Source organism: Kiloniella laminariae (genome assembly GCF_027214005.1).
Taxonomy (GTDB): domain Bacteria; phylum Pseudomonadota; class Alphaproteobacteria; order Kiloniellales; family Kiloniellaceae; genus Kiloniella; species Kiloniella laminariae_A.
On the sequence record NZ_JAPWGY010000005.1, the window covers coordinates 198441 to 211700 of the forward strand.

11 protein-coding genes are annotated in these 13260 nt (G+C 48.9%); 9 read left to right on the top strand and 2 right to left on the bottom strand.

All coding sequences use genetic code 11. The features are described from left to right. The first annotated feature begins 1 nt into the window (after position 1). The 9 genes from ntrC to groL all read left to right on the top strand — a co-directional run bounded on the left by ntrC (position 2) and on the right by groL (position 11276). Positions 2 to 1465, top strand: coding sequence for a nitrogen regulation protein NR(I) (gene ntrC / locus O4H49_RS14870; RefSeq protein WP_269424221.1), 1464 nt, complete (start codon positions 2 to 4; stop codon positions 1463 to 1465). Continuing rightward, positions 1465 to 3738: a sensor histidine kinase NtrY-like gene (locus tag O4H49_RS14875; RefSeq protein WP_269424222.1), complete on the top strand. Its 2274-nt coding sequence runs from the start codon at positions 1465 to 1467 to the stop codon at positions 3736 to 3738. Before ntrC ends, O4H49_RS14875 begins: the two co-directional genes overlap by 1 nt. 43 nt (positions 3739 to 3781) lie before the next feature. Further along, positions 3782 to 5173, top strand: a complete 1392-nt coding sequence (locus O4H49_RS14880) for a sigma-54-dependent transcriptional regulator (protein ID WP_269424223.1) — start codon at positions 3782 to 3784, stop codon at positions 5171 to 5173. A 27-nt stretch (positions 5174 to 5200) separates the two neighbouring features. Continuing rightward, positions 5201 to 6577: a Trk system potassium transporter TrkA gene (gene trkA, locus O4H49_RS14885; RefSeq protein WP_269424224.1), complete on the top strand. Its 1377-nt coding sequence runs from the start codon at positions 5201 to 5203 to the stop codon at positions 6575 to 6577. Between the two features lie 120 nt (positions 6578 to 6697). Then, positions 6698 to 7345 (top strand): HAD family hydrolase, encoded by a 648-nt coding sequence (locus O4H49_RS14890; protein ID WP_269424225.1) that lies wholly within the window; start codon positions 6698 to 6700, stop codon positions 7343 to 7345. Between the two features lie 167 nt (positions 7346 to 7512). Then, entirely contained in the window at positions 7513 to 7773 is a 261-nt protein-coding gene (hfq, locus tag O4H49_RS14895; protein ID WP_020593743.1) for an RNA chaperone Hfq, read from the top strand. Between the two features lie 26 nt (positions 7774 to 7799). After that, positions 7800 to 9128, top strand: coding sequence for a GTPase HflX (hflX, locus tag O4H49_RS14900; protein WP_269424226.1), 1329 nt, complete (start codon positions 7800 to 7802; stop codon positions 9126 to 9128). Positions 9129 to 9301: 173 nt separating this feature from the next. Next, on the top strand, positions 9302 to 9589 hold the full coding sequence (gene groES, locus O4H49_RS14905; RefSeq protein WP_020593745.1) for a co-chaperone GroES: 288 nt from the start codon (positions 9302 to 9304) through the stop codon (positions 9587 to 9589). A 31-nt stretch (positions 9590 to 9620) separates the two neighbouring features. Further along, the gene (gene groL, locus O4H49_RS14910) at positions 9621 to 11276 is read left to right on the top strand and encodes a chaperonin GroEL (protein ID WP_269424227.1); all 1656 of its coding nucleotides are present in this window, start codon (positions 9621 to 9623) and stop codon (positions 11274 to 11276) included. Positions 11277 to 11506: 230 nt separating this feature from the next. Here the strand turns inward: groL and O4H49_RS14915 are convergent, their stop codons facing one another. Both O4H49_RS14915 and O4H49_RS14920 read right to left on the bottom strand, forming a co-directional pair. Then, positions 11507 to 12778 carry a Y-family DNA polymerase gene (locus O4H49_RS14915; protein WP_269424228.1) on the bottom strand — a complete coding sequence of 424 codons (1272 nt, stop codon included), beginning with the start codon at positions 12776 to 12778 and terminating at the stop codon, positions 11507 to 11509. Continuing rightward, positions 12775 to 13188 (bottom strand): LexA family protein, encoded by a 414-nt coding sequence (locus tag O4H49_RS14920; RefSeq protein ID WP_269424229.1) that lies wholly within the window; start codon positions 13186 to 13188, stop codon positions 12775 to 12777. The genes O4H49_RS14915 and O4H49_RS14920 overlap by 4 nt, the downstream gene beginning before the upstream one ends. Positions 13189 to 13260 lie beyond the last annotated feature (72 nt).

Sequence of the window (13260 nt, forward strand, 5' to 3'; positions counted from 1 at the left end):
TATGAAGCAGGCGACAATTCTCATCGCTGATGATGATCAAGCAATCCGCACGGTTCTGACCCATGCCCTTGGCCGGGAAGGCTATCGGGTTCAGGCCGCAAGCAGTGCAGCTTCTTTGTGGCAGTGGGTTGCCCGGGGTGAGGGGGATCTTGTGATCACCGATGTGGTGATGCCTGACGAGAACGGGCTGGATCTCATTCCCAGAATAAAAAAGATCAGACCCGAGCTGCGCATCATTGTTATGTCCGCGCAAAACACTTTGCTCACTGCGGTCAAGGCGACCGAACGCGGGGCTTTTGAGTATCTGCCCAAGCCATTTGACTTGAGAGAGCTTTCCCAGACCGTTCGCCGGGCTCTTTCCGAGCCACAGGAAAGTATTCCCGCGGAAGCTCCTGCGCCGGAGCCGGAAGAACGCTTGCCACTGATTGGCAGATCGGTCGCAATGCAGGAAATCTATCGTGTAATGGCCCGGCTGATGGCAACTGATCTTACTGTGATGGTCACGGGTGAATCCGGTACGGGTAAGGAACTGATCTCTCGTGCATTACATGATTATGGCAAAAGAAAATCCGGGCCGTTTGTTGCAATCAATATGGCAGCCATCCCCAAAGAGCTGATTGAGAGTGAGCTGTTTGGCCATGAAAAAGGAGCTTTCACAGGGGCGACATCCCGCTACTCTGGAAAATTTGAACAGGCTGCTGGTGGCACATTGTTTCTGGATGAGATCGGGGATATGCCGCTTGAGGCCCAAACCAGACTCCTGCGGGTGTTGCAGGAAAATGAGTTCACGACAGTCGGGGGACGGACGGCAATAAAGGCCGATGTCAGAATTATCACCGCAACCCACCGGGATCTGATCCAGATGGTCAAGCAGGGACTGTTCCGTGAAGACCTTTATTATCGCTTGAGTGTTGTGCCTTTGCGATTACCTCCCTTGCGGGAACGATCAGAAGATGTACCTGAGCTGGTGTCGCACTTTCTCCGGCTCTGTGAGAAAGAAGGGCTTCCAAACAAGGTGATTGATCAAAGTGGAATGGCTGCCCTAAGAAGCCACTACTGGACAGGAAATGTTCGGGAGCTGGAAAATATCGTTCGTCGACTGACGGTACTCTATAGCCAGGATACCATTACCCGAGAAGTGGTGGAAACAGAACTGAACCTGATTTCAAAAACTGAAAACAGGGAAGGGACTACGGAGAGAATGGCACCTGCTTTCAATGAGTCTCTGGGCGAGGCTGTTGAGCGGCATCTCAGTGAGTATTTTGCGGCCCATTATCCTGATCTCCCCTCAAGCGGACTTTACGAAAGAATATTAAAAGAGATCGAAAAGCCATTGATATCATTGTCATTGTCTGCAACAAACAGCAATCAGATCCAGGCATCAAAACTGTTGGGCCTGAACAGGAATACCCTTCGTAAAAAGATCAAGGAGCTTGATGTTCCCTTGATAAAAGGAGGGCGATAATGGTTGCTGATAACCCTCTGGACCATGCACTCAAGCCAGAACAAGAATCTGGGACTGTTCAGGTCGTCCGATCTGGTTTCTGGGCACGTTTGCTTGTCTGGGCCAAACGTGTCGGGCTGGAACGTAAACTTGCTGTTGTACTGCTGATCAGTGCAAGTATCAGCGGGATAACCACCTTTTCTGCTCTTACAGGTGATTTATCGCAAGCCATTGATCCGAAATCCCTGCTGTTTCTTTTGACAATGGATTTCATTCTCCTGATGGGACTGATAGCGATTGTTGTGCGCCGTCTGGTTCTTTTATGGATTGAACGCAAGAGAGGGCTTGCTGGATCAAAGCTTCATTCCCGCCTTGTTGGCCTTTTCAGTATTGTTGCCGTCACGCCGACGATCATTGTTGCTGTGGTATCCGTGGGCTTTTTTGAATATGGCTTGCAAGGCTGGTTCAGTGATAGGGTAAGTACAGCCGTCAAAGAGTCCTATGCCGTCGCTGAAGCCTATTTACAGGAACATCGACAAGGAATAACCGCAGATGCTCTTTCCGTTTCTATTGATATCAGCCAATCGCTGAACTCCCTGACCCAGAATGAAGAGTTATTTGACGAATTTCTTACCGACCGGGCGAACCAGCTTAATTTGACAGAGCTGGTTGTTTTTGACCAATCAGGCCAGGTCCAAGGTAAGGCTGCTTTTAGTTTTATGTTGAATTTTTCTCCGGAAATACCTGAGTTTGCAATAAAAAATGCCATTAATGGCGAGGTGGTTATTCTTTCGGCTGACAATGATGATCGCGTTCGTGCCCTGGTTTATCTGGGCGGGTTTGATGGGTCATTTCTTTTGGTCGGACGCTTGATCGACCCCAATATCCTGAAACATATTGAAAGAGCAAAAAGAGCGGTTTCACTCTATACAGATCTTGAGGGACAACGCTCTGGCTTTGTTCTGACTTTTGCGCTGATTTTCGCGATTGTGGCTCTGATGATCCTTTTGGCATCCGTCTGGGTTGGTCTGGCTTTTTCCAATAATTTGTCTGTTCCAATTGGCAATCTTATCGCTGCAGCCGAAAAGGTCAGAGAAGGGGATCTGGAAACCCGTGTGACATCCAGCCAAACGGATGATGAAATCGGGAAGCTTTCCCGCACCTTTAATCTCATGACCGGGGAATTGCAGCGACAACAGCAGGAACTTTTAAGAGCGAATAACCAGCTTGATGAACGAACACGCTTTATTGAGGCGGTTTTGGGCGGGGTAACTGCAGGAGTTATCGGGTTGAATGTAGAGGGAATTATTACGCTGCCAAACCGCTCTGCCTCGGCTTTTTTCGCGGAACATATCGAGGAATTACGCGGGAAGCCGATCTCTGCTGTCATGCCTGAAGTATCCGAGCTTGTGAATGAAGCCCGGGATCGTCCTTTGCGCCCTGTGGAAAAACATCTTCCTTATACCCAGGAAAATGGCAATCAGCGCACACTTCTTGTCAGGACCGTCGCCGAATTGGGGGATGACTTTGAAATCATAGGGTTTGTGATTACTTTTGACGATATTACCGAACTTGTTTCAGCCCAAAGAAAAGCAGCCTGGTCCGATGTCGCACGGCGCATTGCGCACGAAATCAAAAATCCGCTGACCCCGATACAGCTTTCGGCTGAACGTTTAAAGCGCAAGTATCTGAAAGAAATTGAAAGTGACAAGGAGACCTTCATTCTTTGCACGGATACGATCGTACGTCATGTTACGGATATTGGCAGAATGGTCAGCGAGTTCTCTTCTTTTGCGAGAATGCCTGTACCGGTTATGACAGATACCAACCTGACGAAGATCATGAAAGAAGCGGTGTTCCTCCATGATACCTCTCAGAGTTCTATTCGTTATGAAACAAATCTTCCGGATCAGGAGATTATCCACTCGTGTGATCCAGAGCAGGTCAATCGGGCGCTGACGAACCTGTTGTTAAATGCAGCAGAATCTATCGAAGGAAAAATAGAGGAGAATCCTGCAGATGACTCGGCGGTGATTTCTTTGACCTTGCACCAAAGCGAAAACCGAACCACGATCACCATCGCCGATACCGGAAAAGGGCTTCCAGCAGGCAACAGGGAGCAATTGACCGAGCCTTATGTTACCAACAGATTGAAGGGAACAGGGTTGGGGCTGGCAATTGTAAAGAAAATTATGGAGGACCACGGTGGCTACCTTGTTCTTGATGATAATTTCGATCAAAATGGCAAGGTGATTGGTGCCCGGGTACAACTGATTTTCCCTGATAAAGCGTAATGCTCGTTCACTCTTGTTTTAACTTCTGAGCAGTAGACAATTCATGGCACGTGACATTCTGATCGTCGATGATGAAGCAGATATCAGGATGGCCCTTAGAGGCATCCTGGAGGACGAGGGCTATTCGGTTCGTGAGGCAGCCAACAGCCAGACCGCACTTGAGGCAATTCATTCTCGCAAGCCCAGCCTTGTTGTTCTTGATATCTGGCTTAACAACTCTGAGCTTGATGGTATCGGCATTCTTGAGGCGATCAAGCATGACTATCGAGATTTACCTGTAATCATGATGTCCGGTCATGGGACAATCGAGACTGCGGTGAGTGCGATCAAAATCGGGGCGTATGATTTTGTTGAAAAACCCTTCAAGTCTGATCGTTTGCTTTTGATCATCAATCGGGCTCTCGAAATTTCAGACCTTCGCCGAGAGAATGAACGGCTGAAGGTGCGGGCTGCAGTCCAGTCGTCTCTTATTGGTACCTCGGTTCCGGTCCAACACCTGCAGCAGGCTCTGGACAAGGTCGCCCCGACAGGGAGCCGCGTTCTGATCACAGGTCCTGCGGGGGCAGGAAAAGAAGTTGTTGCCCGCCAGTTGCATCAGCAGTCGAAGCGGGGAAGTGGCCCCTTCGTTGCCCTGAACTGCGCCACCATGCACCCTGATAGGCTGGAAAGCGAACTCTTTGGTACCGAGATCAAGGGGGAGAATGGTGAAGTGTCTATACACATTGGGACCTTTGAACAGGCCCATGGGGGGACGCTTTTGCTGGATGAGGTGGCAGATATGCCACTTGAAACCCAAGGAAAGATTGTTCGGGTTCTGCAGGAACAGGCTTTTTCCAGGGTAGGAGGAGATGTTCTGGTCGAAGTTGATGTCAGGGTCATTGCTGCGACGAACAAGGATCTTCAGGCCATGATTGCCGCGGGCCAATTCAGGGAAGACCTTTTTTACCGGCTGAACGTTGTTCCTTTGAATATTCCGGCCCTAAAGGAGCGGCGTGAGGATATCCCCTTGCTCGTGGAATATTTTATGGATCTTGCTGCCCAGACCAACGGTATGGCATCACGCCCCTTGGCCCAGGATGCAATGACGTCGCTGCAGGCCTATGACTGGCCGGGGAACGTGCGTCAACTGCGCAATGTCATTGACTGGTTGCTGATCATGGCACCAGGGGAAGGCGGCAGTACAATATCTGCTGATATGATGCCACCTGATATCGGATCAATCTCTCCTTCTGTGCGCTCGGGTGAAGCAGGTCAGGAAGACCTGATGTCTCTGTCTTTGAGAGATGCACGTGAGCTATTTGAAAAGCGTTATCTTGAAGCCCAGATACTCAGGTTTGGTGGAAATATCTCGAAAACATCCAGCTTTATTGGTATGGAACGATCCGCACTCCATCGTAAACTCCGGACTCTCGGTATTTCGACAGACCGCGGCTGATCTGGTCTAGGAAGTTAGGAACCCGTTATGAAAGTTGTGATTTGTGGCGCTGGCCAGGTCGGGTTTAACATTGCCCGCTATCTGGCCAGTGAGAACGCCGACATCACTGTTATTGATCGTGATCCGGCCCTGATCGACAAGATCACGGACTCTCTTGATGTTAAGGGAGTTATTGGTTTTGCCTCACATCCCAATATCCTTGAAAAAGCCGGTGCCTCTGATGCTGATATGATCATCGCTGTCACCCATGCTGACGAGGTAAATATGGTTGCCTGTCAGATATGCCATTCGCTTTTTGATGTCCCAACCAAGATTGCCCGTATTCGTGAACAGAATTATCTTGATCCGATGTGGTCTGATCTCTTTACCCGGGATCATATGCCGATAGATGTGATCATTTCACCCGAGATCGAAGTTGCTGAAGCGATTGAGCGCCGTCTGCAAATTCCGGGGGCTTTTGATGTTTATCCGCTTGCTGATGGCAAGGTGAGTCTGATCGGAGTTCACTGTACGGAAGAGACGCCGATTATCCACACGCCGCTACGGCAGCTGACCGAACTGTTCCCGACGCTCAACGTGGTTGTGGTTGGGATATCCCGGCAGGGCCGGGGCTTTGTGCCGACGCCTGATGATGAATTGCGTCCTGGAGATGATATTTATCTTGTGCTGGATCACGAACACCTGAACCGGACGATGGATGCTTTCGGGCACTCGGAAATAGAAGCCCGGCGCGTGGTTATCATTGGCGGGGGGAATATCGGGCTTTATCTTGCCAAGACCATGGAAGAAAAGCACCCGCAGGTTAAACTAAAGCTTATTGAACTTGATAAGAAACGTGCCGAATTTGTTGCGCGTTCCCTGAAGAAAACCGTAGTCATACATGGGGATTCTTTGGATGCGGAAATACTTAACGAAGTAAATATATCGACCACGGAAACCATTGTTGCTGTAACCAACGATGATGAAGTCAATATCCTGACCTCTCTGCTGGCAAAAAGACACGGGTGTCGTCGAGCGGTTACACTGATCAATACAACGTCCTATGCACCGTTAATCAGCACTCTGGGAATTGATACGGTTGTCAATCCCCGCAGCATTACCGTCTCAAATATTCTTCAACATGTTCGTCGGGGACGTATTCGCTCTGTTCATACTATCGCGGATGGTTTTGGCGAGGTGATTGAAGCGGAAGCACTTGAGACCTCAAGTCTGGTCGGGGTGCCTCTACGGGATGCCAAATTACCCTCAGGCGTGATTGTGGGTGCGATCGTCCGGGATGGTGAAGTCATTATCCCACGCGGAGAGACGGTTGTTCGATCCCAGGACCTGGTGGTGATCTTCTCTTCGGCTGAGGATGTGAAGAAAATCGAAAAACTCTTTGCTGTTAAGCTGGAGTTTTTCTAGGTCATTTAGGTGAAATTCCTGTTCTTGACCGTCCCCGGTCTGATTTTTGCCTGATTGTTCTGATCTAAGAGACATTCACTACCGCAGATCAGAAAAATATTTGAAAGATATATTGTTACGATGCCTGATATTTTACCAAAGGCCATGATTTTTGATTGGGATAACACCCTGATTGACAGCTGGGTTACTATTCATCACGCACTGTCTGTGACTTTTCAGGAAATGGGCATGGTTCCCTGGAGCCTTGATGAGGCAAAAGACCGGGTCCGGGCGTCGGCAAGAGACAGTTTTCCTGCTATCTTTGGCAAAAATACAGAAGCTGCGACCAGAATTTTCTATCATACCTATGAGGCAAGCCATCTGGACGTTCTGACGCCCCTAAACGGGGCTAAGGAGTTGCTGGATCTGGCGCGCTCACGTGGAATATATCTTGCTGTAGTCAGTAACAAACAGGGACGTATTTTAAGAAAAGAGGTCAAACATCTTGGCTGGGACAGTCTTTTTAGCCAGTTGATTGGTGCTACAGATGCTCCAAAAGACAAACCTGACCCCTACGTTGTTGAACTTGCCCTGAAAGAAAGCGGTCTCTCTGCAGGCAAGGATGTGTGGTTTGTTGGGGATACAGATATTGATCTGATCTGTGCCCATAATGCCCTGTGTTATCCGGTACTGCTGCGGCCTCACCCCCCGGCAGCAGGAGAGTTCCTGGGGCATGCTCCATCACAACATGTTTCTTCTTGTCATGAGCTCAAAGAGTTGCTCCTGTGAATTGGTTTGGCGCCTTTTCTTCAGTGATCGACGATGAGGGGTTGTAATTCCCTGCTAGAATGCTAAAGAATCTCACATGCCTGTCTTAACTGATGGACATGACCCCAAAAGCTAACAAGACAAACCAATAAAAACACCCAATAAAAAACAAAAGGGGATTACACGCGATGGCCGCGGAAAAATCACAGAACGTACAGGATGTTTTCCTGAATACGATTCGCAAAAACAAAGTCCCGGTAACGGTCTTTTTGGTCAATGGTGTCAAATTACAAGGTATCATATCCTGGTTTGACAACTTCTCGGTTTTGCTACGACGTGATGCGCATGCGCAACTCGTATACAAACACGCAATTTCCACAATCATGCCTGCGACACCAGTTCAGCTCTTTGACCCTGTTAAGGAAGAAGAAGCTGGAGCCGCATCTTGACCCATCAGGGGTTGGTTGAAATATAGATGGCTTCTCAGCAAAATGATGATGGCGTGGACCGTGATACAAGGGTCCGCGCCATTGTGCTTCACCCCGAGCTAAAAAAGGGGCGTAAATCCTCACGATCTGCGGAGGCGCGTCTTGAAGAGGCCTATGGCCTTGCCTTGGCAATTGACCTTGATATCCGGTTACAGGAAGTCGTACCTGTCGCCCGTCCCAAGCCTGCAACGCTCTTGGGCTCTGGTGTCATTGAAAAGTTTCACGACTTTATCAAGATAGAGGAAATCGAGGTTGTTATCGTTGATACCTCCCTCACACCTGCACAGCAAAGAAACCTGGAGCGTGCCTGGCATGCCAAGGTCATAGACAGAACCGGTCTTATTCTGGAAATTTTTGGCGAAAGAGCCAGAACCAAAGAGGGCAAGTTGCAGGTTGACCTTGCCCAATTGAGCTATCAGCGTTCAAGGCTTGTTCGTTCCTGGACCCACCTTGAAAGACAGCGTGGTGGTGCCGGGTTCATGGGGGGGCCTGGTGAGCGACAGATCGAGATTGATCGCCGTTTGATTGACGAGAAGATCATTCGCCTGAAGGCGGATCTTGAACTTGTCAAAAAAACCCGAGAGCTGCATCGTTCGGCCCGAAAAAAGGTTTCCTGTCCTGTGGTCTCTCTTGTTGGCTATACCAACGCAGGGAAATCCACGCTGTTTAACCGTTTGACGAACTCGGATGTTTTTGCGCAGGATTTGCTTTTTGCCACTCTGGACCCGACCATGCGACGGGTAACTTTGCCTTCAGGCAAGGAGATTATTCTCTCGGATACGGTCGGGTTTATTTCTGAACTTCCGACGACACTTATTGCTTCTTTCAGAGCAACACTTGAAGAGGTGCGTGAAGCGAACATCCTTATTCACGTCAGGGATATGTCGCATGAGGACACCGAGGCGCAAAAAGATGATGTCAAAGCTGTTCTGACCGGACTGGATCTGGATTCCGAAATCCAGGATTCCATGCTTGAAATCTGGAACAAATCTGACCTTCTTTCGGAAGAAGCCAGGATCGCTCTCGAAATTCAGGCAGAGCACAACGAGCTGACGATGCTCTGTTCCGCAGTAACCGGGCAGGGCTGTTCAGAGCTTTTACTCAAAATTGACGAAATTTTGCAGACGCAGGATCAGGTTGTCGAATTTGATATCTCTTATCAGAATGGTGCGGCTCTATCCTGGCTTCACGAACATGGTGAGGTTCTGGAGCAGGAACACCACGAAGAAGGGGTGAGAATATCTCTTTCTATTTCCCAGGCCGAGATGGACAAGTTTGAAAGTAAGTTCCGTATCCCGCATCTTGGCAAGGAATAAACCGGGTTTTCCATTTTTTGAGATATTTTTTTTACGTCCCGAGTTGACATCGGTCACCCCCCATCTTATATCGCTGTTAGCACTCATCAAGCGAGAGTGCTAACAATCAAAAAAACTCTCGCTGCTGTGTGTCCGAAATTCAATTTTAATCCCACTCTGGATGGAGCTAATCCATGAACTTTAAGCCTCTTCACGATCGTGTCGTAGTTGAGCCACTGGACCAGGAAGAAAAAACTTCCGGCGGCATCATCATTCCTGACACTGCAAAAGAAAAACCAATGCAGGGTAAAGTAACTGCCGTTGGTACTGGCTCTCGTGGCGAAGATGGTAAAGTTGTTCCACTCGACGTTAAAGAGGGCGACACCGTCCTTTATGGAAAATGGTCCGGCACCGAAGTCAAGCTTGGCGGCAAAACTCTGCTGATCATGCGTGAGTCCGACATTATGGGCATCCTTCAGTAAATCTGGATCCGAGTTTAAGGAATAGAATATTATGGCTGCTAAAGAAGTAAAATTTGGTACTGACGCACGCGACAAGATGCTGCGCGGCGTTGACATCCTTGCAAACGCTGTAAAAGTTACCCTCGGCCCCAAAGGCCGTAACGTTGTTCTCGACAAGTCTTTTGGTGCACCACGTATCACCAAAGATGGTGTTTCTGTTGCCAAAGAGATCGAACTTTCTGACAAGTTCGAGAACATGGGCGCACAGATGGTCCGCGAAGTTGCTTCCAAAACCAACGATGTTGCTGGTGACGGTACAACAACGGCGACTGTTCTGACACAGAGCCTGGTTCGTGAAGGTGCTAAAGCTGTTGCTGCTGGCATGAACCCAATGGACGTTAAACGTGGTATGGATCTGGCTGTTGAAACAGCTGTTGGCCACCTGAAAAGCAACGCCAAGCAGATTTCTACAACTGCTGAAGTTGCGCAGGTTGGTACCATTTCTGCTAACGGCGAAAAAGAAATCGGCGATATGATCGCTGAAGCTATGGAGCGCGTTGGTAAAGAAGGCGTTATCACTGTTGAAGAAGCAAAATCTCTGGCAACTGAACTTGACGTTGTTGAAGGTATGCAGTTTGACCGTGGTTACCTGTCTCCATACTTCGTGACCAATGCAGAGAAAATGGTTGCCGAACTGGAAAACCCTTACATTCTGCTGCACGAGAAAAAACTTTCCAACCTTCAGTCAATGCTGCCGCTTCTTGAAGCTGCTGTTCAGTCCAGCCGTCCGCTGCTGATCATCTCAGAAGACGTTGAAGGCGAAGCTCTTGCGACTCTGGTTGTTAACAAACTGCGTGGCGGCCTGAAAATTGCTGCTGTCAAGGCTCCTGGTTTTGGCGATCGTCGTAAAGCTATGCTTGAAGACATCGCGATCCTGACTGGTGGTACTGTGGTTTCTGAAGACCTCGGCATCAAACTGGAAAACGTTACCCTCGACATGCTCGGTACTGCCAAGCGTGTGAACATCACCAAAGAAGATACCATCATTGTTGATGGTGCTGGTGATCGTGACCAGATCGAAGGCCGTTGCAACCAGATCCGTGCTCAGGCTGAAGAAACTTCTTCTGATTACGACCGTGAGAAACTGCAGGAGCGTCTGGCTAAACTGGCTGGCGGTGTTGCAATCCTGCGCGTTGGCGGTGCGACCGAAATGGAAGTTAAAGAACGCAAAGATCGCGTTGAAGATGCCATGAACGCAACACGTGCTGCTGTTGAAGAAGGTATCGTTGCTGGTGGTGGTGTTGCTCTGCTCAACGCAGTCAAAGCTCTTGCCGAACTTAAAGGTGCTAACAACGATCAGAACGTTGGTATCAACGTTGTTCGTCGTGCGCTTGAAGCTCCAATTCGTCAGATCGCTGAAAACGCTGGATACGAAGGTTCCATCGTTGTTGGTAAAGTATCTGAAAGCACAGAAGCCGGTTTCGGTTTCGATGCCCAGACTGGTGAATACCTGAACCTCTTCAAAGCTGGTATCATTGATCCGGTTAAAGTTGTTCGTACAGCTCTTCAGGACGCTGGTTCTGTTTCCGGCCTGATGATCACAACCGAAGCAATGGTTGCTGACAAGCCAGAAGACAAAGGCGCTCCTGCAATGCCTGATATGGGCGGCATGGGTGGTATGGGCGGCATGGGTGGTATGGGCTTCTAAGCCAACCACACCAGACGTTCTTGTTATTGGAAAGGGAGGCTTTGGCTTCCCTTTCTTTATTTCGGTCTCTGTTATTGACCTGACCTGCATCTCCAGTATCTGGGATATGTTTTTCCGGGATATGTTTTCCTCATGCTTCTGCAGAGCTTTGGCGACAGGTTTGACCGGGGCACGCACGGAGGCCAGCTTTCAAGACAAATTCAATTGAGACCTGCCAATGTCATTTATATCTAGCCCTTAACCTGTAACAGATCTGACCATTGTGTTGTATAGCTCTGCGACCGTAGATTTTGATTCATCTTCCAGCAGGCGTAATGGTCCCGGGTACCATAGTGTATGGCGGCATTCCCGAAATCCCTGTCGATAAGGTCGAGCGCACAAGACAGGTTTTCCGATTTTGTATCCCGGGGAGAGAAGAGGCTGTTCTGTACTAATTTTTCATTTTGAAGATCGAGGAGAAAAAGCCCTGCTTTTTTATAGTGATAGCCTTCCTTGAATATCTCTTTGATACCCGCGAGCGCTGCTTTGGTAATCTCGCCGGTGCTTCTATTGGCCGTTGGCAAGCTTATGACGATATTTGGACGATATTGTTGATCACCCGGCTTATGTCGGTTGGTGCGTAGAAAAACGGAGACGGTACTGCAAACCATTTTTCCCCGATGAAGTTTTTGAGCGGCGAGTTTGGAAAAAACGCTTACTGCCTCGTCAAGCTCTTCACGTTTTGTGACGACAGAACCAAAAGACCGGGAAACTAGAACACTTTTTCGATCCTCTGGGTAGTCCTCCAGTTGCAGGCAGGGAAGACCATGTAACTCCTGATGTGTACGTAAGCCGGTTACTCCAAGGACTTTTCGCACCAAAGCCGGGGGGAGATTATAAAAATTCTGAGCGGTTCGTACCTCAAGCTTTTCCAGCTTCTGAACAGAACCAGAGCCAATTCCCCACAGATATTTTAGGTCGGTTTTCTCCAGAGCAGACTGTTTCTTGTTGCAGGTTGTCAGACACAGGGTACCGTCGGTCTCGGAGGTTTTCTTTGCCAGATAATTGGCCAGTTTCGCAAGGGTTTTACTCTCTCCAATGCCAATGGAGACAGGCATGCCTGTTGAGGTCAGAATTTTGACCCGGAGGTCTCTGGCAAAGGTTTCCAGGGCGGTTTCCGGAAAATCAGGTAAGGAGAGGAACCATTCATCAATTGAGTAGGCTTCTACCCGCGGACAGATTTCTTCGAGCAGATCCTGTACGCGCTCGGATATATTTCCATAAAGAGGATAATTTGATGAAAAAACCCGGACCCCGGATGCCTCTATCAGCGGCTTGATCTTGAAATAGGGTGCGCCCATGGGAATTCCCAAGGCTTTGGCTTCATCAGAGCGGGAGATAAGGCAACCGTCATTGTTGCTGAGGACAACAAGCGGTTTACCTATGAGCCAGGGTTTGAAGAGTCGCTCGCAGGAGGCGTAAAAATTATTGCAGTCAACCAGAGCAAAAATCGACCTGCTCATGGAAGCAGGCGCCGGATTACACCCACAGCTGTCCCCCAGATCTGACAATCCGTGCGATGAGTGAGCTTGATCGGTTCATAGTCTTTATGGGCAGGGACAAGTGCCCAGCAGTTGTTTTCTTCCATCAGGTATTTGACGGTAAAATCCCCTTCGATCACGGCAAGAACAATCTGTTTATGTGCAGGCTTGATACTGCGGTCCACGACCAGAATATCCCCGTCATAAATGCCGGCGTCTGTCATGGAATGCCCGCTTACCCGGACAAAGAAACTGGCTGCTGGACGTTCAATCAGATAGTCATTTAAATCCAGTGCACATTCCATATGATCTGCCGCCGGCGAGGGGAACCCCGCCGAAACAGATGCAAAGAGTGGACGTGTTTTTTTTGGGTCTGAAATGAATGAGAACATACAGTGAACATATTGGATGTTCTGGATCTGTTCAAACTGTATATTTTCCTAATATACTTTTCTTATCGTGAA

Coding starts and splice junctions, on each gene's coding strand:
- O4H49_RS14915 (WP_269424228.1), bottom strand. CDS start 12,778: ATGAGCAGGTCGATTTTTGCTCTGGTTGACTGCAATAATTTTTACGCC.
- groL (WP_269424227.1), top strand. CDS start 9,621: ATGGCTGCTAAAGAAGTAAAATTTGGTACTGACGCACGCGACAAGATG.
- hflX (WP_269424226.1), top strand. CDS start 7,800: ATGGCTTCTCAGCAAAATGATGATGGCGTGGACCGTGATACAAGGGTC.
- trkA (WP_269424224.1), top strand. CDS start 5,201: ATGAAAGTTGTGATTTGTGGCGCTGGCCAGGTCGGGTTTAACATTGCC.
- O4H49_RS14880 (WP_269424223.1), top strand. CDS start 3,782: ATGGCACGTGACATTCTGATCGTCGATGATGAAGCAGATATCAGGATG.
- O4H49_RS14920 (WP_269424229.1), bottom strand. CDS start 13,188: ATGTTCTCATTCATTTCAGACCCAAAAAAAACACGTCCACTCTTTGCA.
- ntrC (WP_269424221.1), top strand. CDS start 2: ATGAAGCAGGCGACAATTCTCATCGCTGATGATGATCAAGCAATCCGC.
- hfq (WP_020593743.1), top strand. CDS start 7,513: ATGGCCGCGGAAAAATCACAGAACGTACAGGATGTTTTCCTGAATACG.
- groES (WP_020593745.1), top strand. CDS start 9,302: ATGAACTTTAAGCCTCTTCACGATCGTGTCGTAGTTGAGCCACTGGAC.
- O4H49_RS14890 (WP_269424225.1), top strand. CDS start 6,698: ATGCCTGATATTTTACCAAAGGCCATGATTTTTGATTGGGATAACACC.
- O4H49_RS14875 (WP_269424222.1), top strand. CDS start 1,465: ATGGTTGCTGATAACCCTCTGGACCATGCACTCAAGCCAGAACAAGAA.